The sequence below is a fragment of the Pseudomonas sp. NMI760_13 genome (assembly GCF_021283245.1).
GTDB classification, from domain to species: domain Bacteria; phylum Pseudomonadota; class Gammaproteobacteria; order Pseudomonadales; family Pseudomonadaceae; genus Aquipseudomonas; species Aquipseudomonas peradeniyensis.
Genome location: NZ_JAJSRC010000030.1, coordinates 38,806 through 63,064, shown reverse-complemented (window position 1 = coordinate 63,064; position 24,259 = coordinate 38,806). Strand labels below are relative to the sequence as shown.

The following is a 24,259-nucleotide window of genomic DNA, read 5'->3' as shown; positions in this document are numbered from 1 at the left end:
GTGTAAAACGTCATCGGATAGGGGAAGAGCCTTCAAAAGCTCTTCCCCTATTTTCGTATCTGGAGTCTGTACATGGAAAACCTGGACGCGCTGGTCGCCCAAGCCCTCGAGGCCGTGGAACGCGCTGAAGACATCACTACCCTGGAACAGATCCGGGTCCAATTCCTCGGCAAGAAAGGCGAGCTGACCCAGGTGATGAAGACCCTGGGCAACCTGCCAGCCGAAGAGCGCCCCAAGGTTGGCGCGCTGATCAACGACGCCAAGGAACGCGTCACCGACGTGCTCAACGCACGCAAGGCCGGTTTTGAAGAGGCTGAGCTCAACGCTCGCCTGGCCGCCGAATGCATCGACGTCACCCTGCCAGGCCGTGGCCAGACCACCGGTGGGCTGCACCCGATCACCCGTACCCTCGAGCGCATCGAGCAGTTCTTCACCCACATCGGCTACGGCATCGCCGAAGGCCCCGAGGTCGAAGACGACTACCACAACTTCGAAGCGCTCAACATCCCCGGCCACCACCCGGCCCGGGCGATGCACGACACCTTCTATTTCAACGCCAACATGCTGCTGCGCACCCACACCTCGCCGGTCCAGGTGCGCACCATGGAAAGCACCCAGCCGCCGATCCGCATCGTCTGCCCAGGCCGTGTGTACCGTTGCGACTCGGATATCACCCACTCGCCGATGTTCCACCAGGTCGAAGGCCTGCTGATCGACCGTGGCATCAACTTCGCCGACCTCAAGGGCACCATCGAAGAGTTCCTGCGGGTGTTCTTCGAGAAAGAACTGGCCGTGCGCTTCCGCCCGTCGTTCTTCCCCTTCACCGAGCCGAGCGCCGAAGTCGACATCCAGTGCGTGATGTGTTCCGGCAACGGCTGCCGTGTGTGCAAGCAGACCGGCTGGCTGGAAGTGATGGGCTGCGGCATGGTCCACCCGAACGTGCTGCGCATGTCCGGCATCGACCCGGAAGAGTTCCAGGGCTTCGCCTTCGGCATGGGCGCCGAGCGCCTGGCCATGCTGCGCTATGGCGTCAACGATTTGCGTCTGTTCTTCGACAACGACCTGCGGTTCTTGGCTCAATTCCGCTAGGCCCAATCGACGCAACTTTCAGGAGAACAGCATGAAATTCAGTGAACAGTGGCTGCGCGGTTGGGTAAACCCGCAAGTCTCCCGTGATGAACTGGTCGCCCGCCTGTCCATGGCCGGCCTCGAAGTCGACAGCGTGACCCCCGCTGCCGGCCAGTTCAGCGGCATCGTGGTGGGCGAGATCCTCACCACCGAACAACACCCGGACGCCGACAAGCTGCGCGTGTGCCAGGTGAGCAACGGCGCAGAGACCTTCCAGGTGGTCTGCGGCGCCCCCAATGCCCGCCCTGGCATCAAGATCCCGTTCGCCATGATCGGCGCCGAACTGCCGGGCGACTTCAAGATCAAGAAGGCCAAGCTGCGCGGCGTCGAGTCGTTCGGCATGCTCTGCTCGGCGGCTGAACTGCAGATCACCGAAGAAAACGACGGCCTGCTGGAACTGGCTGCCGACGCCCCGGTGGGCCAGGACATCCGTCAGTACCTGAACCTGGACGACGCCAGCATCGAGATCGGCCTGACCCCGAACCGCGGCGACTGCCTGTCCCTGGCCGGCCTGGCCCGTGACGTCAGCGCCCTGTACGACGTGCCGGTCACTCGCCCGGTGGTGCCAGCCGTACCGGCCGCCCACGACGAAGTGCGTCCGGTCGAAGTCAGCGCCCCGGCCGCCTGCCCACGCTACCTGGGCCGTGTGATCCGCAACGTCGACCTGAGCAAGCCGACCCCGCTGTGGATGGTCGAGCGCCTGCGCCGCAGCGACGTGCGCAGCATCGACGCCGCCGTCGACATCACCAACTACGTGATGCTCGAACTCGGCCAGCCGATGCACGCCTTCGACCTCGCCGAAATCAACGGCGGCATCCGCGTACGCATGGCCGAGGAGGGCGAGAAGCTCGTCCTGCTGGACGGCCAGGAAGTCGCCCTGCGCGCCGACACCCTGGTGATCGCCGACCACACCCGCGCCCTGGCCATTGCCGGCGTGATGGGTGGCGAGCACAGCGGCGTCAACACCGAGAAGACCCGCGACCTGTTCCTCGAAAGCGCCTTCTTCGAGCCGATCTCCGTCGCCGGCAAGGCCCGTTCCTACGGCCTGCACACCGACGCCTCGCACCGCTACGAGCGCGGTGTGGACTCGCAACTGGCCCGTGAAGCCATGGAGCGCGCCACCGCCCTGATCCTCGAGATCGTCGGCGGCGAAGCAGGCCCGGTCGTCGAGACCGTGAGCGAGCAGCACCTGCCGAACATCGCGCCGATCACCCTGCGCGCCGAACGCATCACCCAGATGCTCGGCATGGAAATGGACGCCGCCCAGGTCGAGCAACTGCTCAACGCCCTGGAGCTGAAAACCAGCGCCAATGGGGCAGGGGAGTGGACGGTCACCGTTCCAAGCCACCGCTTCGACGTCAGCCTGGAAGTCGACCTGATCGAAGAGCTGGCCCGCCTGTACGGCTACAACAACCTGCCGGTGCGCTACCCGCAGGCCCGTCTGGCCCCGCAAGCCCGCCCGGAAACCCGCGGCGAGCTGCCGAACCTGCGTCGCCTGCTGGTCGCCCGCGGCTACCAGGAAGCGATCACCTACAGCTTCATCGACCCGAAACTGTTCGAGCTGTTCACCCCAGGCGTCGAGCCGCTGCTGCTGGCCAACCCCATCTCCAGCGACATGGCCGCCATGCGCGCCTCGCTGTGGCCGGGCCTGGTCAAGGCGATGCAGCACAACCTCAACCGCCAGCAAGACCGCGTGCGCCTGTTCGAAAGCGGCCTGCGCTTCGTCGGCCAGCTCGGTGACCTCAAGCAGCAGCCGATGATCGCCGGCGTCGTCACCGGCAGCCGCCAGCCAGAAGGCTGGGCAAACGGCCGCGACGGCATCGACTTCTTCGACGTCAAAGCCGACGTGGAAGCCCTGCTGGGCTACTCGGGCGCCCTGAGCGACTTCAGCTTCGTCGCCGGCAAGCACCCAGCCCTGCACCCAGGCCAAACCGCCCGCATCGAGCGCGACGGCAAGGAAGTCGGCTACCTCGGCGCCATCCACCCGGAGCTGGCCAAGACCCTCGGCCTCGACCGCCCGGTGTTCGTCTTCGAGCTGGTGCTCGGCGATGTAGTCGAAGGCCGCCTGCCGAAGTTCAGCGAGCTGTCCAAGTTCCCGGAAACCCGCCGTGACCTGGCCTTGATCGCAGGTCGTGATGTCGCTTCGAGCTCGGTGCTTGAAGTAATTCGTGACAATGCAGGCGAATGGCTCACAGACCTCAGGCTGTTTGACGTCTACCAGGGTAAAGGCATTGATCCTGATAGAAAAAGCCTGGCCGTCGGCTTGACCTGGCAACATCCATCGCGCACTCTTAACGACGATGAGGTGAATGAAACCCTGCAAACTATCCTCACCTCGCTTGAACAAAGGTTGAACACCACGTTAAGGAAATAACGGCATGGGTGCTCTGACGAAAGCTGAGATGGCCGAAAGGCTGTACGAGGAGCTGGGGCTTAACAAGCGTGAGGCCAAGGAGCTGGTCGAGCTGTTTTTCGAAGAAATTCGGCACGCGCTTGAAGACAACGAGCAGGTCAAGTTGTCCGGTTTCGGCAACTTCGACCTTCGCGACAAACGCCAGCGGCCGGGCCGCAACCCTAAAACAGGGGAAGAGATCCCGATCACCGCGCGCCGCGTCGTCACCTTTCGTCCAGGGCAGAAGCTGAAAGCCCGGGTAGAGGCCTATGCTGGAACCAAGCCATAACGACGAGCTGCCCCCCATCCCGGGCAAACGCTACTTCACCATCGGTGAAGTCAGCGAGCTCTGTGCGGTAAAACCGCACGTGCTGCGCTACTGGGAGCAGGAATTTCCGCAGCTCAACCCGGTGAAGCGCCGTGGCAACCGGCGGTATTATCAGCGCCAGGACGTGCTGATGATCCGCCAGATCCGCGCTTTGCTGTATGACCAGGGCTTTACCATTGGCGGGGCGCGGTTACGGCTCTCCAGTGATGAGGTCAAGGATGAGTCCAGCCAGTACAAGCAGCTGATTCGGCAGATGATTGCGGAGTTGGAGGATGTGTTGGTGGTGCTGAAGAAGTGACCTGGTTGGCGACGAGTGGAAATTTTTGAAAAAAAGCTTCCATTATTCAAAAGGTTAGGTTAAATTCTTCAACGTTCTCAGCGGTATCGAGAATGATGTCGGGGCGTAGCGCAGCCCGGTAGCGCACTTGCATGGGGTGCAAGGGGTCGAGTGTTCGAATCACTCCGTCCCGACCAAAATACTCCAAAAAATCCAGTCACTTAGCGGTGACTGGATTTTTTATGCCTTCGAATTTTGCTGCTGATAGAAATTTACCCCACTTTTTGCGCCATCGAGATGTTGATTAGATTTCGTGGGCTGCTTAGTACATCGAAATCCGTGACTGCGGGTTGTTCAGAGCCGTTTACGTCTATGGTTTGATGGTCAGATGCTCGCACCAACTGAATTGCAAATGGTAAATCTCAGTTGGCCGCTTTCGACCCATAGCGGACATTGAGCCGCTGACATCTCGGTTGAGCGTTAATACGATAGATGCGACCAGGCCTGGGTGACTTCCGACGTCATTTTTTCAGCGCTGATCGTCCCGTTAATTTGCAGTACAGGAAACGGCTGTTCTGATAACCATCGCTCGTGCCGCGCGCGGTTGCTTCCAGATAAGTCTGGATTGCCATACTGCGAAGCCCATTGCCTGAACCCCACATGTATTTCATGCATGTCTCCACCGGGGGCGATGCGATCCCCAAAGCGAGCTTACTCACGAGCCGTTAGGCGTTCAAGGCGGACAGGTGTTTGCGTTCTGTGGGCATCCAGAAACAATCATCTACATCCGTATGACGCAGCCCTAGGTTGACTGATTCGTCGTGATCGGAAACATCCTCATCTATCCAAGCGACATTTTAGGCGGTGACTCCTGCCCGCTCTGCAGCCGATCCCTGGGTAGGCCAGACTCCCAAAGTTTAGTGGCTTGTCTCAGGATGCCTGCAGGGGCTCCAGCACGTCGGGTTTATGGGAAGGTTGAGCTTCGCTGATCATGAGCGAACAGGTACTATTAGCTTTGATTTCATTACGCTATCATTCCCCCAAGCTTATTTTGCTCGCCCGCCCTCAAGGAACAGAGCATGCCCTCAAACAAACGAAAAAGCTTCTCGGAAAACATTAACATTATGTTGGTGGGCGAGGTCTCGGCCAAGTGCCCTAAGTGCCACACCTCGCTTATGTATGAGAAAGCTAATACTTCTAACAAACGCTATCAGCTTGCTCATATCTACCCTCTAAACCCAAAGCCCCATGAGCTAGAGCTGCTTAAAAACGAGTACAGGCTCCACGCAGACGTCGATAATCCGGATAACCTGATTGCATTATGCAACTTGTGCCACATCGAATTTGACAACCCTCGGACTGTTCAAAGCTACCGAGATATGGTCGCACTCAAACAAACGATCATGGAGCGAAACCGTCAGTCGAAGCTAAGGGACGAATACATGATCGAGAGTGAGATCTCGAAGATAATCGACGCGCTGGAACAGGTTTCTGACGAAGACATTGAACTGAGCCTCGAGCCAAAAGAGCTTAGTTCAAAGATCAACGATACCATGAGTCGCCTAACCAGGAACCGAATAAAAGAGAATGTCAGTAACTATTTTTCGTTTGTCCGAAAAAAGCTCCAGCTTGTCGAGGCTGAATTCCCTGACACTTCAACAATGATTTCCATGCAGGTTAAAACCTACTATCTACTGCAAAAAAAAGAGACTCAAAGTCAGCAGGCTATTTTCAAAAATATTGTTGAGTGGATACGGCATCGCTCCGGTTCAGAGTCAGAGGAAGCTTCGGAAATAATCGCATCTTTCTTTATTCAGAACTGCGAGATATTTGAATGATCACGCCAAATAAATTTATTTCCTATGCAGACTCCTCCTTGGGTTACGCTGACAAAGTATATGCTGCAGTGGTGGAGCCAATCTCACTTGGCGATTTGTACAAAAAGACAGCGCAATCTATTGGTTCAATCGAGCTCTTTCTTTACGCCATTGAAATCTTGCATCTGAGCGATGTTATTCAAGTGAATCTCACGACAGGGACTGTTTCCAGATGTTGACATATATTGAATGCGAGTGGTTCACAGACAAACGGATCACGTTTAAGGAAAAGTTGAATATTGTAGTTGGTGATCGCGCAAACTCCAACTCCATCGGGAAATCCACCCTGCTCAAAGTCGTCGACTTTATATACGGCGGCGACACGCTTATCACCCATAGCAAAGATGTACACGAGACGCTAGGTCATCACAGTTACGTTTTCAAACTTACCCTAGACAAAGAGTACGTTTTCGAGCGGAATACAGGTACCCCGACGCAGATCCACCTTCATGGTGAAAACGGTGAAATAAAGGAATGGAGCACCTCGGAGTACCTGGAATTCTTGCAGCGCCAGTACACACCAGAGATTGAAGAACTATCCTTCAGATCAGTTGTCTCTCTCATGACGCGTGTATGGGGTAGAGATAACCTGGACGTACGTAGGCCCCTGCATAACTTCAGTGCAGAAAGCGGATCTCAATGCATCGAGTGGCTGATCAAAGTATTCAACCGCTTCGGCCCTCTAGCAGATCTTTCTATTCGACAGAACAAGCTTTCGAACGAACAGAAGTCGTTGAATGCTGCTGCTAAACAGAGCATTATTCCGAAAATTACAAAGTCTAAATATACCAAGAATCAAGAAGACATCACGACACATGAGCACCGCCTGGACACCATTCGCAGCGAGATATCTAGCTTGGCAATGTCGATCAACGAACTGATCGACGAAGCGGTCCTTGAAAGTAAAACCGAGAAGAACCAACTTCTTGAGATCAAGATGTCACTCTCTAGCGAGCTCGAACGAGTAAGAGCCAATCTTGAAGATAATAAACGAATTTCCAAGCGTAGCTTTCAGCCACTGGCTGAAATTATTCCTTCGCTTAATCTAGAAAAGCTGGACACCATTGAGTCCTTCCATAACGGGCTCACTCGCATTCTGCGCAAGGAGATCAAGGAAAAGGAACTGGAGCTGCTAGAACAGATCGGTGCCATAGACGCGGAGATTGCTATCTGCAATGCAGCTATCGCAAAAGCGCTGAAGAACTCTGGCAATCCTACATACATAGTCGATTCGGTCATCGATATTTCGCTCGCGCTTTCAAAACTGACCAAGGAAAATGAGCTTTACGAGAAATTCACTGCGCTCGCGAAAGAAATCAAGGACATAAGAGATAGGCTAAAAGAGTTAAAGGTCGAAATTTTAGAAAGCATTGAACGCAATCTAAACATAGACATTCAGAAACTGGTCAATTACATCTATGGCGAACAGCGCGCTTCCCCTGTGCTCGCACTCAAACCCGACAAATACAGCTATGAGATCCCAAAAGACACCGGTACAGGCAAAGCGTACTCAAACTTGATCCTGCTCGACACATCACTGCTGAGGTATACGAGTATTCCGTTCTTGATACATGACTCCATATTGTTCAAGAACGTGGAGAATCGTGCGATCGAAAACATTTTATATGTCTATAGGGCTTTGAAGCAACAAAGCTTCATCGCACTTGATGGAGAAATTGTAGAGTCTGAATCAGCCCAGACGCTTGTAGAATCTTGCGCTGTGATCCATTTGAATGCTGACAAACTTCTATATACGAAAGACTGGCGTCGCCCTGAGAATAAGCCACAACCTATTTGAAAGCGCAAATGTGTACGGCTCCGAGCAAAATCTCTGAAGCTCAATTGGTGAATGCAGACTTTTGGGTTGCCCACGGTGAAGAGCTTGAGAAACGCTTTAACGCATGGGCTGCCCGAACCGGAGAACACAAATCCTTGGGAGGCGAGCCTTGAGTGTTGGCCGACTCACTTTATTACGCGGTAGTGAATTTCCAGTTGCTGGAAGCCGGCAGTCTGTCTGAATCGATTCACTGACATCGAGGCACTGATGCCCAAACAGTCTAAGATTTTGCCGGCCGATCATCTTGCCTACACCGAGGCAATTGAGGAAATTGAGGCAACGCGCCGGTAGCACGAAGCTTAGGATACTGGCGCGCCTGCCATAGAGGTGGAAAGATTACGCTTGATAGCTGAGTCTCTGTTCCAAGTTGTAACTGACTCTCAAATGAGAGGCTTTGGTCGCGGGGCGGAACCACTCACTGATTGGCAGTTGCGCGGAAGATGGTGTGCGCTCTGCGAATGTCTGCTTTCGACCCGAAGCGGTCGGTGACGACCAAGAAAAATGGCCAAAGATCGCCTGCCCGTTGCGTTTAAGAAGTCAGGGCGACTCAGAAGGATCCCAGGTCGCTGTACTAATAGCAGTCAAACCCAGAAATTCCTCCGGGCTGCTGCTCTAGTAATTGTCATTTCCACTGGATCAAAGATATTAGCGAGAGTGTTTCAGGTTATGCCTCCGATGGGCTCAGCTTGCGGTCTTTCAAATATAGATAAATCAAAATTGTCTTTTCTAACGAAGGCATCATTTTTCATCCAGCTTTCGATGTGATCGGGAATGTATTGCGGCATTGGAACTCCTTCTTTGCTTATACCACTGAGAAGGTAGTTGCAGATTTTGGAGATTTTTGCCGAGGTAGTATTCTTGATTATCTCATCAAGAAAGCCTTTATGATTGCTAATTACAAACTTTCTTTTGTGCTGGGTAATAACGAGGTCGCAAAACTCAGGGGACATGAACTCAAGATCATAAGGATTAGATGAATATGCTGTCGGGTTATCCATGACCAATCGCTGCCTGTAAATCACAAGCATTCTGTGATAATCTCTAACAATTCGCTCCAATGCTTTGTCTGGCACAGGGTTTTTATTATCTAGCGACAAAAGCGACGTGAGATGATAGGAGAAAAAGTCGAAATCGGCTCCAGTGAAATAGCCAAGAGCATCATCTATATAATTCGCAGGCGTCTGACTGAATATGATTCTTTTAGATATCTCAATGCGATCTTCTTCTCTGAACGAAAACAGGTAGTTCTCGCCAAGGTTGAGCGAAACAAAGTCAATTAGTATTGAGCTGGTTATCGGCAGGGTGACGCCGCTCAATCCAATTAGCATCATACTACGCTCGTCATGTCCCTTGACGTACGTATTAACATTGAATTCCTGGTAGGAGGCTGCTCTAGAAGGTGAGCTTGCTAGCAACTCTATGAATAATGCAACAGAGCTTTTGTCGTGATGGAGAGACACGCCTTCCATAAAAAGTTTATGCAAACGCTTGAGCTCGAATAGATGAATTCCGCCAGTATGAATTATCGAAGCTTTGAGGAAGCGATGCATGCACTTTAAGAAGTAATCCGTCCCTCGGTAGAGGTCATAATGCAATAGAACGTAGAAGCATTCATATACGTTCTGGGAAATCTGGCAGGCATTGAAATCGAGGGGGGTGCCTGAATATGGTATTTTGGAAGCATATAGGGCTTGTTGCTGGAATGACGACTCCTTGGTTATAACGTGATCGCATAGATAGTTTTGGATTTTGCTGATCTCAGGTTTGATCAGCGACTGAGATACGGTTTTTAGCGTTTTGAGTCTCGACTCACGCCATTCATTATGGGGCTGGCCCTTTTTAGGTATGGTTCTTGTAACTGTAAACTCAGGTGTCAATCTCTTTAGCGTTTCATAGGTAGGTCGACTGCCCATGAAAATCTTGCTAAGCTTATAGTGATCACGACTACTTAGTTCGACTGACTCCGCCATTACAAAAGAAATAGTGTCAGCATGAGAGAATGCTTTCCCATTATTGCCAGTCCAAGGCTGTGTCCAAGAGGGGAATGCTGATCGTATTTCATTACCCCGTAACTGGATTTGAATTCTCATAGCCGTCATAGGATGTTCGACGTTTGCATAACCAATGATATGATAATCTTGATCGGGATCAGAAGGAGCATTGAAGTCATGAGTTTCTACATTTCGAAGCGCCTGATCAATGGCACTAAGTATATCTTCTTCCGAGAAGTCTTTTGGGAATAGAGTTTTCCACAGATAACCGGATTTGTAGTAATTTTCAGGCATTAATGTTAAGTCTGCCGCCTTGCTTACGAAAAGCTCTTTGGGTAGCTTGACGGTCAGTACTTTGTTTTGAAGCTCTCTAATGTAAAACCAGTCTTCATTAATCTCAGGGTCATAAGCATCTAGAGATGAAATTTTTGGATGGTGTCGCAGGAAACCCATTAGTGCAGAGTAAGTGTGTAACCCGCCCGCAATGGCACTGCTCAAAATAGGATTTCCGCCAGCTAATGGACGGTCAACTTTTTGTTTGTAGTCCCCTTCCATAATGTGGCGGAATGCTCTCGAATGAAGGGTATAAGCACCACCTTTGCCAAGTAGTATTGGATTATCCATAATGCTTCCTTAAAATCACTTTAGTCTGCATTTGGCCGATAATGACCGCTGACGGGCTTCTGCCTCAGACCTCAAGCGATCGATCGATTTGTCTAAACGGCGTATAAGGCTCATTTCATGCGCGTCGCGCTGAAAATATGATTAAAATGCTAAGATGCAGGGCAGTGGCACTGCCGCTGCATCATATTTTATCAAGTTCGTCTATTCTCTACGAACAGACTTCATGGATGAAAGCGCCTCAATGGCATCATTAAATCTATCTGCGCTCACCATTGAAATAGACGACTGACTCACACCCCTTGGTGTTCGTCGCAGGTACGAATTATTTTTATCGACTAAATAGCCAGCACCTGCCAATTCGCTGTGCATTTCTACGACGGCCATTCTTACAAAGTCTTTCTCATTCCAAGATCGAATGCCAATACGGTCTACGATATGGATCACACCCTTGGGCTCAAGAATATTTGCGCCAAGCTTATAGGCTCTGCTGTGCACCTTTTTTCGGTAAAATGCCATTTCGGCGCCCGTGAAGTCTTCAAGCTCTTTATCTATATTTTTTGCAATGGTTTCTGGAGCTGCGCCAATTAACCAGCAAGCGATAGCCGTTGGTTTCATAGCTTTTAAATACTGCTCAATTGAGAGGTCAAAAATATCACAGTGAACAATTACTACCTGGCTAGTTGCTTCCGTTAGCTCAGGGGTTGATACAACTTGAACGCTTACATTATTCGCTAGAAGGTTGTCTTTGCAAAGTTCTACGAGGGTCGGATTTGATTCAATACATATAACTCTACTTTTCTTGGCCAAAGCCAAGGTGCTTGCACCAGCGCCGCACCCAATTTCGACTACCAAATTCTGCGGCCCAAGCTGCTCTGCCATCCAAAAATGATGGCCATCATTCGAAATATGCTCAGCATCGACTTTCCACTCCTGAGCGTACTGGGCCTGTGTCATCGGAGTGCCGAGGGCACTAAATAATTTACTCATACCATCCCTGTTTAAAGTCTAAAAGTTTATCGAATCCACATCACACCAAAATAATGGCATGGCACCACCTTTTTGGCCAGATCAAAATCCGACTCTGACTATGAGCGGATGATGAGCAATTTCACCCCGAACTCCGAATGAGCGAGAATAAAATTGTCACGCTTAACCAGCTCTACGCTCATAGAGATAAATCGAGTGGCTACTGATGGCCGGTAGCTGCTTTCCGCGAATGGCCGCTATGGGTCGGAAGCAGCCGTTCACGAGTGGCTGCTTTCGACCCGAAGCTACCATTTGAGGGTGTCTCCGAATCTAGGGGCATTTCAGTTTGACAGATTAAACTCAGCCTTCGATTGCTATAAGTCGCTGCTTCAACTGATCGTTGAGCGACACGCCATTTATGCCTGAGTGAATCTCGCGATGGCAGGACGGGCAGACAGCCCCTACGTATCGAGGGTGGTCTAGGCCTCCGTCGGAGAGCCGATTTACATGATGCGGTTCCAGGTATGGGGTTCCATCTTTCTTAAAAAAGGGAGCTGGCTTGTCACAGCTTTCACAGAAGCCTTTGGCACGCATGAGAACGTAGTGAGCGACCTTTCGACTGCGTTGGTAAATTTTACGCTGCGCTGATTGGTCCATTGCATTCGTTACCGGCTTACAGGCAGCCAGAGCAGCTATTCGAGCCGCAGATAACGAATCTGCGAGTTCAACCTCTGTCTCCGGCTCAGTTTCGACACTCAGCTCTGGACTGCCCACAGGCACCAATCTGAATACAAGAGCAGTACGATCCTCGCCATCAACATCCGGCTGGGTTCGTTCAAAGACATCGGCGCAGCAGAACTCACCTATGTAGCGATTACCTTTTCCTTTGCCGAACGACTTGAACAGATGAAGCGCACGACCTGTCTCAGCATGCTCAGCGACAGCTCTGTTGCCACGGTTCAATGTCATAGGCCCACGCTGTCCTTCACCGGTGTAGAGAAACGCACCGTTGTCCCAGCGGTCGGCATAGCCGTATTGCTCGCCACTATCGCCAGTAAACAAGAAAATCGCCGGGTGGGTAGCGGATGCCGCTATGCCGCTCTGCCGGCTACCCCCGAATGGTCCGTTGATTTCACTCACGCGATCGTAAATGGTCCCAGGCTCGAACTGCAGGACTGGTTCTAGTCCAGTGCTCTGTAGCTCGATAATGGTAAATCCACGCTTTTCTAAATAGCGGTTTGTGAGGTGTCCGCCCGGGAACTGGCTAACTGCGATGCCGGTAGCTAAGGAGACTATTTTCTTTGCTGGGTACGATGTACCCCCTACAGCAATCGCGTAGCGGTGGGCCAGGTTTGTCTCCCAACCAAGCCACTCTCGTTTTCCTCTAAAATCGCGGTCAAATTCCAGCAAAGCCTCGTCAATACGTTCCTTCGATACAGCTTTGATCGCCACGTGCGCTGCCCTTTGTCGCCGATGTCTGTAGGAAATTTCCCCATCGTCGCCAAAGTGATCAAACGGTTCAAGAAAAACTGGCAAAGCGCCACTGCGATCGTGGCGTCCGCGCGAGAGTTCGTATGCGTTTCAGGTTCATATTCGTTGTGGCAGCAGGCGTGCCCAGAGTCTACGGAATCGGATTTTCCCTCTTCTCTGTAGTCCGTTTCCGAAACATACTTCTACCCCCTTACAGCCCGTTGCAGCCGCTGCATCACCCATCTAGTCTCGCCAAGTCGCTGCCAATTCAGCGACCGGTTTTGACAGACCGGGAAGATAGTAACGCGCGTGCATGGCCGTCTATGGTGGCTGTACGTGGGGCACTTCGGTGCGCCGGTTTCCTATTTTCCCGGTCTGTCAACCCGCGTACAGCTGCCACCTTTCTGTTTGACAGCAGAGAACGGTAGCTCCATTTGAAAATAGGAGCGCTACCATGCTGAAAATAGTCCCCGATCCACCCCTGCACGACAAATACACCACCCACACCCTCGAAGACCTCCTGGTCCAGATCTCCGAATACCTCGTCTGCGCCCTGACCGTCAGCCAGCAGACCGTCCTGCTGCACGCCAAACCGCCAGGCCAGGTCCTGACCCTCGCCGCCATGCACGAAATCGACAGCGCCCGCACCTTGGTGGAGGTGGCGCTGAGTCGCGTGCAATCCCGGCACTGACCTGGCGAGCCTGGGCTCGCACTGGATGTTCACCGATCAGGCCCCGTGCCGTTCGCGGGGCCGCAGGAGGAATGGTATGGATAAGGAATTGCAGATCCCGCGCATCAAGAAACTCGCCACCACCGGCGTCGGGTATTTCGGCGAAGGTGCGGAGGTGGGTGTTCAAGACTCGCTGTTCCGCGTGGTGGCGGGGCATCCGCTGGACCATGCGGTGGAGCAGGCGACTGTGCTGATGTGTGCGGTGCACAAGATCAGTGATCTGGCGATGGTGGAGACTGATCATCTGCCAACGCTGCTGACGGCGGTGCATTACCTCAGTGGCATGGCCAAGGCGTTGGCCCAGGATGTGAATCATGGGTTGATGGTTGGGCGGGGGGGCTGAGTAGGGGGAGGGTATCTGGCTGGGGGCTTGGTTGTCTGGGCGGGCGCTATCGCGGGGCAAGCCCGCTCCCACGAGTCCACTTATACAAGTCCGCTCTTACAAGTCCGCGCCCACAAGCCCGATCCCACAGGCCTGCTCCCGCGTTTCGTCTAGCCGCTATGGCGCCAGGTTCACGCCGTTACAGCGGCCCTTGGTGGAGAAGTCGTTGATCTGCCGCGCCTTGTTCACCGACATCAGGATCGTGCAGCCGCCAGGATGGGCCACGTCGTCCCAGTAGTTGGTATGGACCATCACGTTGCCTTGCATCTCGGCGGTGCTGCCGACCACCTCCTTTTGCACGTAGGTGGTATCGCGGTACCAGCCCAACTGCACCCCTGCGCCGCCGGGCAACGGCTCCATGCGCATGGGCGGGCCGAAGAAGTCGATGGCCTGCTTGGCGTCGCGCCCTTGCCATTGGTTGCCCGCCATCAGCTCCGGCAGGGTCGGGATGCAGCCGGCCAGCGCAGGCAATAACAGGCCAAGGACCAGCAGAGGGCGCGTGTTCATCGTGGGGTGTTCGCCAGCATGTCGTCCAGCTCCTGCACCGCCTGGCTGTTGGCCTGCACGCCGATCAACTGGATGAACATGGCCTGGATGGTGGCGACCATCTTCGCCGCCGGCATCTTGCCGATCGACAGCATCTGGTTGCGCGCGCGGTTGTCGGGGGCGCAGACGAAGGCGAAGGTGCGCTGCAGCCAGTAGTCCTTTGGTGCGACCCAGTCTTTGGCGTTGGTTTTCACATCGCGCACGGCACCGTCAAAGCGACGTATCGCCCGAGCGCTGTCCAGGCGGATCTGGCGCTGTTTGCATTTGACCTGCACTTCATAGGCGGCGAGGGTCGGGAAGGCCGGGTCTTCGAACAGCTGCATGACCTGGGCCGATTGCACGCCACCGGGCTTTTGCACGATGCCGGCGGCATCGGCGACGTAGACCTCGTTGTGCAGGCGTTCGCCTTTGCCGTAGATGATCCAGTAGTCGCCCGAGGCGGGTGCGGCCAGGGCTGGGGTGCTGCAGGTGAGGGCCAGGATGGCCAGCCATTGGCAGAGGGGGGGAAGTTTGTGACCCATGGTGTCCTTTCCTGGTTTTTGTAATCAAGAAGGGACTATACGAGCGCTGGGTGAGTAGGGTCGATTAGGGCGGTTGTGCTAATGGCTAAAGGCCTGCGGCGTTCAGGTGCGGTTTAGAGCAAGCGCCTGTGCCGATCGATCGGCAATGGGTATGTAGTCCCGTTCTGAAACATGTAGCGGTGGGCTTGTGCCTCATTTCCCTCAACTCATTCTGCTGTACATTCCCTTGGTCAGACCGCACAGGTGGCAGTTGTCGCAGGGGCTGGATTAAGGAGCAAACCATGTCCAAATCAAGGGTGAAAGTGGCTCTTCTAGCCGAGCACGAAGCGCAGGAGGCTAAAAAAGCCTTTCTCGAGCTTGTGCACGCTGACATTACCGAGCACCCGGAACGTATCCAGCCCATCCCGGCATCGTTGCTGAATCGGACGGCTCATCTTCGGGCCCGGGCGCAAGCTAATCTTGAGCGTCTCTCTAATATTGTGGCCCCTGAGCTACTAAAGTGAGGATCTCTACAAATTTTGTGGCCTATGTGACACAAAGCTATCTGGATGAGAGGTTGTCGCTATGTGGCTCAAGGGCTACATCATTCGGAGAAACGCTTCTTTTTGATGCCCGGAGCTACAAATGTCCTCTCTCTATGATGTCGCTGAAATGCTTAAAACCGTCCGGCGTGAAGCAAAGCTAAGCCAAGATGCGTTGGCCAGCCGCGCGGGTGTTTCCCGTTCCACAGTGGCGAGGATGGAGACCCTGGCCAAGGGGGATATGAGTGTCTTGGCGCTTGTCCGGCTCCTGGAAGCCGCAGGCTATGACTTGAAGCTGGTGAAGGCTGGTCACGCACGTACGGTCGAGGACATCCTCAAGGACCAACGGTCTGGGGTTGCTTGACCATGATCCTTGACGTCCATGTCCGTTCAAGGCACGTGGCCAAGCTTTATCGGGACCGTGACGAATATGTACTGCACTATCTTCCCGGAACAGCCCGGGAGGACTTTGTCAGCTTGGCCCTGCCTGTTCGTGAAGCGCCTTGGCGCTGGCCCCGTGATTTGTTTCCTTTCTTCCGGCAGAACCTTCCTGAAGGGTATTTGCTGAACGTCATCCGCGAAGCGTTCGGCCCGCTGCTCGATGGTACCGATCTGTCGATGCTGGGCTTGGTGGGGGGTACGTGGCTGGCAGCTATTGACCAACTATGTGGTGCCCAATGCGGACTGCCACTCGAAGAATATTGCGCTGCTTTACACCTCGCTGACTGATGTGGCATTCACGCCAGTCTTTGATCTGGTTACCACGCAAGCCTACCTTCGCTTCGCCAACAATCCGCCTGGACTCTCCGTTGGTGGAAGGCAGACCTGGACACCTGGGCGCTCACTGGAGTCATTTTTCAAAGGTGTTCTGAGCATCTCGCCACGGCAGTACGCGGCGATGATCGAGCAGCTTTGCGAGTCTGCCGTGGAGGTTGCAAAGGAAGTCATCGAAGCGTCGAAAAACGAACCTGCGTGGCGTGAGGTTGCCAAGAACATGGTGCATGCCTGGAACGTCGGCATGGAAGCCTTGCGCAGCCCGAAAGCGGCTCCACATTTTCGAGGTTTGGATGCCGCTATTGCGGGCGCTGGCTTTTCTGGGCCGGGCAGGCCCGAACGCAGCGGTGAGGTGATTGGCCGTTCTGAATTGCTGGGCAAAAGGTGATGCCGCTCGGGGTTGCCGGGTGAGGCTTCAGGCGCATTGCGAAAGATCATGCTCCCCCTAGTGCAATCCACCTGCTCCTATTCCAGCACCCGGCGCAGCCGGGCACCGCGATAGTTGCTGGACAACCCAGCGAACATCATTCAAGTGCGGGAGACTACCTGTACCGTTTTGCAGCAAGTGGGCTCCAGTGGCCCATCGAGATATCTGATGCGGAACTGAGTCGTCGCCTGTGCCGCCGACAACGCCGGCGCCAAGCGAACAGCGTCTGATACCGCCTCAGGATGGCCGCCCTGTTCGGCTTTGGCTGGGGTGATCGGTCAGCAAGTGCTGCGTGGCTCAGGTTTGCACAAGGGCAAGGGAGATTGTGGAAATTGGGGAAACAATCAGCGGAATAATTACCCGAGATAGGAATTTTTTGCTTTCCTAGACTAGCGCGATCTACCTTGCCTGGATCGCATTGCCATGACACACGCCACTACGTCTCCCACGTCCGCTTCGGGGTCGCGACACAGCGCCTTCTCTATCACGCTGCTGGCCATCGCCGCCTTCGTGATCGTCACCACCGAATTTCTGATCATCGGGCTGCTGCCGGCACTCGCTCGGGACCTGGACATTTCCATTTCCGCCGCCGGCCAGTTGGTGACGCTGTTCGCCTTTACCGTGATGCTGTTCGGCCCGCCCCTGACTGCCGCCCTGGCCCATTTCGAGCGCAAGCGGCTGTTCATGGTGATCATGCTGATTTTCGCCGCCTCCAACGCCCTGGCGGCCGTGGCACCGAACATCTGGGTGCTGTGCATTGCCCGGTTCATCCCGGCACTGCTGTTGCCGGTGTTCTGGGGCACGGCCAGTGAAACGGCCAGCCAACTGGTTGGCCCCGATCGGGCCGGTCGCGCCGTCGCCCAGGTCTACCTGGGCATCGCTGCGGCCACGCTGTTCGGTATCCCGCTGGGCACGGTGTTCGCCAACCTGATCGGCTGGCGTGGCGCGTTCTGGGGGCTGTCCGCGCTGTCGCTGCTGATGCTGCTGTTGCTGGCGCTGTACATGCCGACCCTGGCCCGTCCGGAGCGCAGCAGCATCGGCCAGCAGATGCGCATCCTGCGCGATGGCCGCTTCATCGGCAACATCGTGCTCTCGGTGGTGGTGTTTACCGCCATGTTCACCGCCTACACCTACCTGGCTGACATGCTCGAACGCCTGGCCGGTATCGCGCCGGTGGCAGTGGGCTGGTGGCTGATGGGCTTTGGTGCCATCGGCCTGGTCGGCAACTGGCTGGGCGGCCACTTCGTCGACCGCAACCCGCTGGGCGCCACGGCGGTGTTCGTGTTGATCCTGGCCGCAGGCATGTCAATGAGCATTCCCCTGGCCGGTTCGTATGTCGGCCTGGCGGTGGCGCTGACCGTCTGGGGCATCGCCTACACCGCGCTGTATCCGGTGTGCCAGGTACGCGTGATGAAAGCCGCCAGCCACGCCCAGGCCCTGGCCGGCACCCTGAACGTCTCTGCCGCCAACGCCGGCATCGGCCTGGGTGCCATCATCGGGGGCTACAGCATCGAGCAGACCGGCCTGGCCAGTCTCGGCTATATCGCCGCCACGATTGCCCTGGCCGCCGCGGTGATCTGCCTGCTGCTGGTGCAGTTCAAGGAGCGCCGCACCACCGATGCGGGCCTCGAGCGCGCCGGGACGCTGCGCCGATGACCGCGCCGCACACCCTGCCGGCCCACGGCACGCCGGCGTACCCTGGAATGGACGCTGCGTTGGCCGCTCACCCTGCGTATGCCCGGGTGTTCCGCCCGGGGCAACTGACCTTCGGCCTGATCGCGCCGCTGGAGGCCTATCCCGACAGTGCCGTTCCGCCGCTGCGCCAGCACCTGCAGCTGGTTCAGCATGCCGAGGCCCTGGGCTTTTCCGCCATCTGGTTGCGCGACGTGCCGTTTCACGACCCGGATTTCGGGGACGTCGCCCAGGTCCATGATCCGATGGTCTATGCCGGCTGGCTGGCGGCGCATACCCAGCGCATCGCCATTGGCACTGCCGGGATCATCCTGGCCTTGCGCAACCCGCTGCTGGTCGCCAAGCAGGCCTGCAGTGTCGACCAGCTGCTGCAAGGGCGTTTCCTGCTGGGCTTGTCCACAGGCGACCGACCCAGCGAGTACCCGGCGTTCGGCGTGGACTACCAGCAGCGTGCCGAGCGCTACCGGGATGCCTACCAGATGCTGCAGAGCGTGGTGAGCCAGGACTACCCGGTGCATTACTCGCACTTCCACGGCACGCTGGACGGCACCCTGGACCTGGTCCCCAAACCGGTCACTGGCAGGTTGCCAACGTTGGCCGTGGGTCGCTGCGGTCAGGAGCTTTCCTGGCTGGCCCAGCACACCGATGGCTGGATCTGGCACCAGAGCGATGCCCAGGCCTTGCCCTGGGTCCTCGAGCAATGGCGCGCCTGCCAGGAGCCGGGGCAGTTCAAGCCGTATGGCTACGGCGCGTTCTTCGATCTGGAGCAGGACCCGGGTGCACCCTTGCGAGCGGGGCGGGGGCTGCGTGGCGGACGGCAGGCCCTGCTCGATCTCTGGCTGCGCCAGCGCGAGCAGGGCGTTTCGCACATCGCCCTGAACCTGCGCATCAGTCGACGCCCTGTACAGGCGGTTCTGGATGAACTCGCCGAGCATGTGCTGCCCCAGTTCGCCTGACGAGGAGGGCAGTTCGGTTTCGACCTGTTGCGCTTGCTGCTACCCTGACCGCCGTCACTACGCTGTCCGCCCTCGCAGGGCGGATGGCGAGCCCCTCGCAATCTACGCATGAAGCGTGTGCGCCCATCGCGGGCGCGGCAGTAAAAGGATTTTCAATGAGGCTTACCGAGCACCTCAAAGGCATCGAAGTTTTCGTCACCACTGCGGACGCCGGCAGCTTCACCGCCGCCGCCGCGCAACTCAACCTTTCGACCTCGGCTGTGAGCAAGGGGGTTGCCCGCCTTGAAGGCCGGCTGGGCACCCGACTGTTCGAGCGCACGACCCGCAGCCTTTCCCTGACCGACACGGGCGAGGCCTTCTATCGCACCTGCGCACGTATCCTGGCCGAGCTGGAGGAGGCCGAGACGGTCCTGGCCGCAGAGCGCCAGGAACCGGCCGGACGCCTGCGCATCGATGTGCCGGTGACCTTCGGCAAGCAACATGTGCTGCCGTTGCTGCTGAACTTCACCGAGCACAATCCACGCTTGCGCCTGCATGCCTCGTTCACCGACCGCTTCGTCGATGTGATAGAGGAGGGGATCGACCTGGCGGTGCGCATTGGCAGTGTCGACCAGCTGTCGAACTTGCTGGCGCACCAGCAGATCGGCCAGGAGCGCCTGATCTTCTGCGGGGCGCCGCAGTACCTGCGCCAGCATCTGAACATCCAGCACGGACATGAACTCGACCAGTTCGACTGCGTGATGTATGGCCGCGCCGATGGCAGTGTCAGCCCCTGGATGTTCAGTGGCCCCGATGGCCAGATCGAACGGCGCACCATGAATGGCAGGATCATCGTCGGCAGCGGCGAGGCCCAGGTGCAGGCGGTGAAGGGCGGCTATGGCATTTCGCAGCTGGCGACCTGGATGATCCGCGACGAACTGCAGCGCGGTGATCTGGTGGAAATCATGCCGCACCTCTCGACACCCGGGCTGCCGGTACACCTCATCTGGCCACGCAGTCGGCAACTGCTGCCCAAGGTCGACATCATGCTGCGCTTTCTTTCCCGGCATTTGACGCCCTTGTTCCTCGATCATAATTAATTCAATTATTTCATTACTGCCGGCGCCCAGAACTTTAAGTTAGGCCGCTGGCTTTTTTGTGCCCGCCTGTTATCGCTGACTCTTCAGTCACTTTTCCCGCGCCTGCAATTGAGTGTGTGTGCTGCTCATTGCGTTCTCATTTGGTTGTATTTCCAATTGTTGCCTGAAAATTGAAACAGTTTTGTCGTTTCCGCAACGGCCGGCCTGGAAACGCCTAAATTGTGGAAAAATATTCAAAAATCACTGGAATAAACAACTGAAATCAACGCCTTGATTATAAAAAAATGCACATGCTAGGATTCCTGGGAACAAATAGAACAATTCAATACTTAAACTCCATACAGCGCGTAGAGCACGTCATGAATCAAATGATTATTGTCGGCGCGGGGATAGCAGGGCTTACGCTCGCACTCTCACTGCATAAAAAAGGCTTCCGGGTAAAAGTTTACGAGTCGGCAAAAACCATTGAGCCGCTGGGCGTAGGTTTGAACCTTCAGCCCTATGCGATGAAAGTGTTTGCCGAACTTGGCTTGTTGGAAAAGTTGCAGGAAAATGCCGTCACCACCCAGGAGATGGTGTTCTTCAACCGATATGGCCAACGCCTGCACAGCCTGCCGCTGGGGCTGCGCAACGGTCACTCGGTGCCGCAGCTGTCCATTCACCGCGGGGTGCTTCAGCAGACCCTGCTGGACGCCGCCCGCCAACGCCTGGGCGCCGACTTCCTGCTGACCGGGCACACGCTGCGCGATGTCGTCCAGGATGACCAGGGTGTGATCGCAACCTTTTCCCAAGGGCCGCAGGCCCCCCTGGTCCAGGTGCACTGCAGTGCGCTGATCGGTGCGGACGGCGTGCGTTCGCAGGTCTGTCGCAGCCTGTTCGGCGAGCACCTGGCCCCGGTCGACCGGGCCGTGCACATGTGGCGCGGGGTGACGGTGGCGCCGCCGTTCCTGAGCGGTGCCAGCATGGTGCGCATCGGTGTGCCAGCACATGGCAAGCTGGTGATCTACCCCATTCGCGACCAGGTCAACGAACGTGGCGAGCAACTGATCAACTGGGTCGCCGAACTGGACCGTGCGCTGTTCGAGCACGACCCGGAGTTCGCCCCCGACCGCCTCGAGGACCTGGCGCGTTTCTTCGCTTCGCGCAGTTTCGACTGGCTGGACATCCCGCAATTGCTCATGCGCAGCAACCAGCCGATCATCCAGACACCGATGGCCGACCGCGATCCGCTGCCACGCTGGACGGTGGGGCGCATCACCCTGATCGGCGACGCCGCGCACCCCATGGTGCCGGTGGGCTCCAACGGTGCCGGCCAGGCCATTCTCGATGCCCACTGCTTGGCAGAGGCACTGGCCAGCGGCGATTCACTGGAGCAGGCCCTGCAGCAGTACGAGGCCCAGCGCAAACCGCTGACCTCGGCCATCGTGCTCGGCGACCGCCAAGAGCTGCCCGACGCGCTGATCCACGAGGCCGACCGGCGTGCCGATGGCCTGCCGTTCGCCGACTTCGACGCCTTGATGAGTTTTGCCGAAGCCCGCCGCCTGGCCTTGCCGGACTATGCCAGCGTGACCCAGACGAACACTCCACGGACTACCTGCGCCTGACCACCGCCTTGCGCGCCTCTTGAAGGGATTCAAGTGATGAACACCGACTCGTGCACCCAGTGGCAGCGTGCGCCCTTGCCCTGGCTTTCCACCGAACAATGCCACTGGCTGTTCCTGCCCGGCTCGCTGACCCTGCACCTCAAGGCGCTGGGCCAATATCGCCTCGAGCTGATCGATCAGTACCCGACCCAGGCCTGCGTCGCCGATGCCCAGGCGTTGGGCATCGCCGCCGGCACCCCGCTGTGGGTGCGCACGGTGCTGATGCGCCTTGATCAACGCCCCTGTGTGCTGGCGCGCAGCATCGCTCCGCTCGGTGCCCTCGACCAGGGTTGGGCGGTGCTTGACGGTTACGGCTCCCAGCCTCTGGGCATGATGCTGTATCAGGACCCGGACATCGTCCGAGGGCCGTTCGAATGGGGCGTGCTGGCCCTGGACGAGCCCTTGGGCAGGCTGTCGCGCTGCCTTGACGACAGCGGTCCTTGGCTGGCGCGACGCTCGCTGTTCCACCGTCACGGCGCGCCGCTGCTGATTGCCGAGTGCTTCCTGTCAGGCTTCTGGCACCACGAGGGCCGTGCCCCGTCTCCCGCTGCACGGCCCCTTGCCCGGCCTGCCGGAGCGCTGACGCAACATCTGTGAGTGCAGTGCCTTCGTCCACCCAACGTGAGAGCAGGATCCCCATGGTTTCTCTGAATCTGCAAGACGCTGTTCCTCCTTCGCGCAGCGCAACGGTGCCGTTCACTGCCGATATCGCTGAACCACGCCGTGATCCCGACTGGTCACCGGCGTCGTGGCAACAACGGGTCGCCCTGCAGCAACCCCGCTATGCCGACCGCCAGGCCATGGAGCAGGCCCTGGAGGAGCTCGCCCGGCAGCCGGCGCTGGTCATGGCCGAGGAAGTGGTCCAGCTCAAGCAGGCGCTGGCGCGAGCCCAGGAAGGCAAGCTGTTCCTGCTGCAAGGCGGCGATTGTGCCGAACGCTTCGAGGACTGCACCGGCGCGGCGATACACACGCGCCTGGAACATATGGAGCAAATGGGGCTGCTGCTGACCCATGGCCTGCGTCGCCCGATCATCCGTGTCGGGCGTCTGGCAGGCCAATATGCCAAGCCACGCTCGGCCGACAGCGAATGCATCGATGGCGTCGAACTGCCGGTGTACCGCGGCGATATCGTCAACGGGCACCGTTTCGAAGCCAGTGCGCGCGAACCCGATCCGCAGCGCATGCTGCAGGCTCATGCCCGCTCGGCACTGACCCTGAACCTGGCCCGCGCGCTGATGCGCAAAGGCTTTGCCGACCTGTACCAGCCGTCGCGCTGGGCCTTCGACTGGCTGCGCCAGAGCCCCCGGGCCGATGCCCAGGAACGCTTGCTGGGCTCCCTGCGCGAAGCCTTGCAACTGCTCGAGGCCTTGCGCCAGGAGGGTGGCGGCAGCGAGCCATCGGCGCACCTGCATATCTCCCATGAAGCCCTGCTGCTGCCCTATGAACAGGCACTGACGCACTACGTGCCGTCCCATCATGGCTGGTTCAACCTGTCGACCCACTTCCCGTGGATCGGTGTGCGTACCGCCGACCTCGAGGGGGCCCATGTCGAATACCTGCGCGGCATCGAAAACCCGATCGCGGTCAAGGTTGGGCCGGCAACCGGCAGCGACCAGTTGCTACGCCTGATCGAACGCCTCAATCCGGACGACGAACCTGGCCGTCTCACCCTGATCACCCGCATGGGCGCACAAACCATTGGCAACGCCTTGCCTGCGCTGATCGACGCGGTGCGTCGCGAGGGACGTCGCGTGTTGTGGGTGTGTGACCCGATGCACGGCAATACCTGCAGTCTCGGCAACGGCTACAAGACCCGCTACTTCGAGCACATTCTCGCCGAGCTGGAACAGGCCGCCGAGTTGCATGCCGCCCACGGCAGTCACCTGGGTGGCGTGCATCTGGAGATGTCCGGCGAAGCCGTCACCGAATGCCTGGGCGGCGCGGGCAACCTCACCGAAGCCGACCTACCGCGCAACTACCGCAGCAGCGTGGATCCACGCCTGAATCGTGAGCAATCGCTGGAACTGGCCCTGCGCCTGGCACAGAAGTTCGCTTGACCACGCCCCTGAAGCCTGTCGCGTGCGGGCAGTGCCCACAT

25 protein-coding genes, 1 tRNA gene and 1 pseudogene are annotated in these 24,259 nt (G+C 57.0%); 21 read left to right on the top strand and 6 right to left on the bottom strand.

The genetic code is table 11. The annotated features are described in order from the left end of the window. Positions 1–72: 72 nt before the first annotated feature. The 5 genes from pheS (at position 73) to LU671_RS24165 (ending at position 4,322) form a co-directional block, all read left to right on the top strand. On the top strand, positions 73–1,089 hold the full coding sequence (gene pheS / locus LU671_RS24185; RefSeq protein WP_186661675.1) for a phenylalanine--tRNA ligase subunit alpha: 1,017 nt from the start codon (positions 73–75) through the stop codon (positions 1,087–1,089). 31 nt (positions 1,090–1,120) lie between these two features. Beyond that, entirely contained in the window at positions 1,121–3,502 is a 2,382-nt protein-coding gene (gene pheT / locus LU671_RS24180) for a phenylalanine--tRNA ligase subunit beta (RefSeq protein WP_232857145.1), read from the top strand. 4 nt (positions 3,503–3,506) lie between these two features. Then, on the top strand, positions 3,507–3,809 hold the full coding sequence (gene ihfA / locus LU671_RS24175) for an integration host factor subunit alpha (protein WP_009394049.1): 303 nt from the start codon (positions 3,507–3,509) through the stop codon (positions 3,807–3,809). Continuing rightward, the gene (locus LU671_RS24170) at positions 3,790–4,146 is read left to right on the top strand and encodes a MerR family transcriptional regulator (RefSeq protein WP_011533210.1); all 357 of its coding nucleotides are present in this window, start codon (positions 3,790–3,792) and stop codon (positions 4,144–4,146) included. Before ihfA ends, LU671_RS24170 begins: the two co-directional genes overlap by 20 nt. A gap of 99 nt (positions 4,147–4,245) precedes the next feature. Beyond that, positions 4,246–4,322, top strand: a tRNA-Pro gene (locus LU671_RS24165). Between the two features lie 324 nt (positions 4,323–4,646). Here LU671_RS24165 and LU671_RS29540 read toward each other — a convergent pair. After that, a complete protein-coding gene (locus LU671_RS29540) occupies positions 4,647–4,796 on the bottom strand; it encodes a hypothetical protein (RefSeq protein ID WP_332880094.1) in 150 nt (49 codons plus the stop codon). Between the two features lie 408 nt (positions 4,797–5,204). Here LU671_RS29540 and LU671_RS24155 point away from each other — a divergent pair, with 408 nt between their 5' ends. From LU671_RS24155 to LU671_RS24140, 4 genes and pseudogenes are all read left to right on the top strand, one after another. Then, on the top strand, positions 5,205–5,963 hold the full coding sequence (locus LU671_RS24155; RefSeq protein ID WP_232857144.1) for an ABC-three component system protein: 759 nt from the start codon (positions 5,205–5,207) through the stop codon (positions 5,961–5,963). Then, on the top strand, positions 5,960–6,181 hold the full coding sequence (locus LU671_RS24150) for an ABC-three component system middle component 7 (RefSeq protein ID WP_232857143.1): 222 nt from the start codon (positions 5,960–5,962) through the stop codon (positions 6,179–6,181). The genes LU671_RS24155 and LU671_RS24150 overlap by 4 nt, the downstream gene beginning before the upstream one ends. Then, positions 6,175–7,800, top strand: coding sequence for a DUF2326 domain-containing protein (locus tag LU671_RS24145; protein ID WP_232857142.1), 1,626 nt, complete (start codon positions 6,175–6,177; stop codon positions 7,798–7,800). The genes LU671_RS24150 and LU671_RS24145 overlap by 7 nt, the downstream gene beginning before the upstream one ends. A gap of 246 nt (positions 7,801–8,046) precedes the next feature. Continuing rightward, a pseudogene (locus LU671_RS24140) lies at positions 8,047–8,261 on the top strand (hypothetical protein). Between the two features lie 237 nt (positions 8,262–8,498). Here LU671_RS24140 and LU671_RS24135 read toward each other — a convergent pair. The 3 genes from LU671_RS24135 to LU671_RS24125 all read right to left on the bottom strand — a co-directional run bounded on the left by LU671_RS24135 (position 8,499) and on the right by LU671_RS24125 (position 12,872). After that, positions 8,499–10,454: an EndoU domain-containing protein gene (locus LU671_RS24135; RefSeq protein WP_232857141.1), complete on the bottom strand. Its 1,956-nt coding sequence runs from the start codon at positions 10,452–10,454 to the stop codon at positions 8,499–8,501. 201 nt (positions 10,455–10,655) lie between these two features. Beyond that, positions 10,656–11,441 (bottom strand): class I SAM-dependent methyltransferase, encoded by a 786-nt coding sequence (locus tag LU671_RS24130; protein WP_232857140.1) that lies wholly within the window; start codon positions 11,439–11,441, stop codon positions 10,656–10,658. A gap of 339 nt (positions 11,442–11,780) precedes the next feature. Continuing rightward, entirely contained in the window at positions 11,781–12,872 is a 1,092-nt protein-coding gene (locus LU671_RS24125) for an HNH endonuclease (RefSeq protein ID WP_232857139.1), read from the bottom strand. A 472-nt stretch (positions 12,873–13,344) separates the two neighbouring features. On the opposite strand from LU671_RS24125, the gene LU671_RS24120 reads away from it, so the two are divergent. Then, the gene (locus tag LU671_RS24120; protein ID WP_028688843.1) at positions 13,345–13,581 is read left to right on the top strand and encodes a hypothetical protein; all 237 of its coding nucleotides are present in this window, start codon (positions 13,345–13,347) and stop codon (positions 13,579–13,581) included. Between the two features lie 76 nt (positions 13,582–13,657). Then, positions 13,658–13,963, top strand: a complete 306-nt coding sequence (locus tag LU671_RS24115) for a DUF3077 domain-containing protein (RefSeq protein ID WP_232857138.1) — start codon at positions 13,658–13,660, stop codon at positions 13,961–13,963. A gap of 156 nt (positions 13,964–14,119) precedes the next feature. On the opposite strand, the gene LU671_RS24110 is transcribed toward LU671_RS24115, so the two are convergent. Next, positions 14,120–14,509 carry a hypothetical protein gene (locus LU671_RS24110; RefSeq protein ID WP_232857137.1) on the bottom strand — a complete coding sequence of 130 codons (390 nt, stop codon included), beginning with the start codon at positions 14,507–14,509 and terminating at the stop codon, positions 14,120–14,122. Beyond that, on the bottom strand, positions 14,506–15,069 hold the full coding sequence (locus LU671_RS24105; RefSeq protein WP_232857136.1) for a hypothetical protein: 564 nt from the start codon (positions 15,067–15,069) through the stop codon (positions 14,506–14,508). The genes LU671_RS24110 and LU671_RS24105 overlap by 4 nt, the downstream gene beginning before the upstream one ends. A 281-nt stretch (positions 15,070–15,350) precedes the next feature. Here LU671_RS24105 and LU671_RS24100 point away from each other — a divergent pair, with 281 nt between their 5' ends. The 10 genes from LU671_RS24100 to LU671_RS24055 all read left to right on the top strand — a co-directional run bounded on the left by LU671_RS24100 (position 15,351) and on the right by LU671_RS24055 (position 24,218). Next, positions 15,351–15,572: a hypothetical protein gene (locus LU671_RS24100; RefSeq protein ID WP_232857135.1), complete on the top strand. Its 222-nt coding sequence runs from the start codon at positions 15,351–15,353 to the stop codon at positions 15,570–15,572. 121 nt (positions 15,573–15,693) lie between these two features. Continuing rightward, positions 15,694–15,954, top strand: coding sequence for a helix-turn-helix transcriptional regulator (locus LU671_RS24095; protein WP_232857133.1), 261 nt, complete (start codon positions 15,694–15,696; stop codon positions 15,952–15,954). Between the two features lie 2 nt (positions 15,955–15,956). Further along, positions 15,957–16,319, top strand: coding sequence for a HipA N-terminal domain-containing protein (locus LU671_RS24090; RefSeq protein ID WP_232857131.1), 363 nt, complete (start codon positions 15,957–15,959; stop codon positions 16,317–16,319). Continuing rightward, positions 16,246–16,752 carry a HipA domain-containing protein gene (locus tag LU671_RS24085; RefSeq protein WP_232857130.1) on the top strand — a complete coding sequence of 169 codons (507 nt, stop codon included), beginning with the start codon at positions 16,246–16,248 and terminating at the stop codon, positions 16,750–16,752. Before LU671_RS24090 ends, LU671_RS24085 begins: the two co-directional genes overlap by 74 nt. 456 nt (positions 16,753–17,208) lie before the next feature. Continuing rightward, positions 17,209–18,447: an MFS transporter gene (locus tag LU671_RS24080; protein WP_442964146.1), complete on the top strand. Its 1,239-nt coding sequence runs from the start codon at positions 17,209–17,211 to the stop codon at positions 18,445–18,447. A gap of 47 nt (positions 18,448–18,494) precedes the next feature. Next, positions 18,495–19,439: an LLM class oxidoreductase gene (locus LU671_RS24075; RefSeq protein WP_203652672.1), complete on the top strand. Its 945-nt coding sequence runs from the start codon at positions 18,495–18,497 to the stop codon at positions 19,437–19,439. A gap of 155 nt (positions 19,440–19,594) precedes the next feature. Beyond that, a complete protein-coding gene (locus LU671_RS24070) occupies positions 19,595–20,518 on the top strand; it encodes a LysR substrate-binding domain-containing protein (RefSeq protein ID WP_203647229.1) in 924 nt (307 codons plus the stop codon). 284 nt (positions 20,519–20,802) lie between these two features. Then, a complete protein-coding gene (locus tag LU671_RS24065) occupies positions 20,803–22,122 on the top strand; it encodes an FAD-dependent monooxygenase (protein WP_332880093.1) in 1,320 nt (439 codons plus the stop codon). Positions 22,123–22,158: 36 nt separating this feature from the next. Continuing rightward, positions 22,159–22,758 (top strand): chorismate--pyruvate lyase family protein, encoded by a 600-nt coding sequence (locus LU671_RS24060; RefSeq protein ID WP_232857128.1) that lies wholly within the window; start codon positions 22,159–22,161, stop codon positions 22,756–22,758. Positions 22,759–22,799: 41 nt separating this feature from the next. Further along, the gene (locus tag LU671_RS24055) at positions 22,800–24,218 is read left to right on the top strand and encodes a 3-deoxy-7-phosphoheptulonate synthase class II (protein WP_203647221.1); all 1,419 of its coding nucleotides are present in this window, start codon (positions 22,800–22,802) and stop codon (positions 24,216–24,218) included. Positions 24,219–24,259 lie beyond the last annotated feature (41 nt).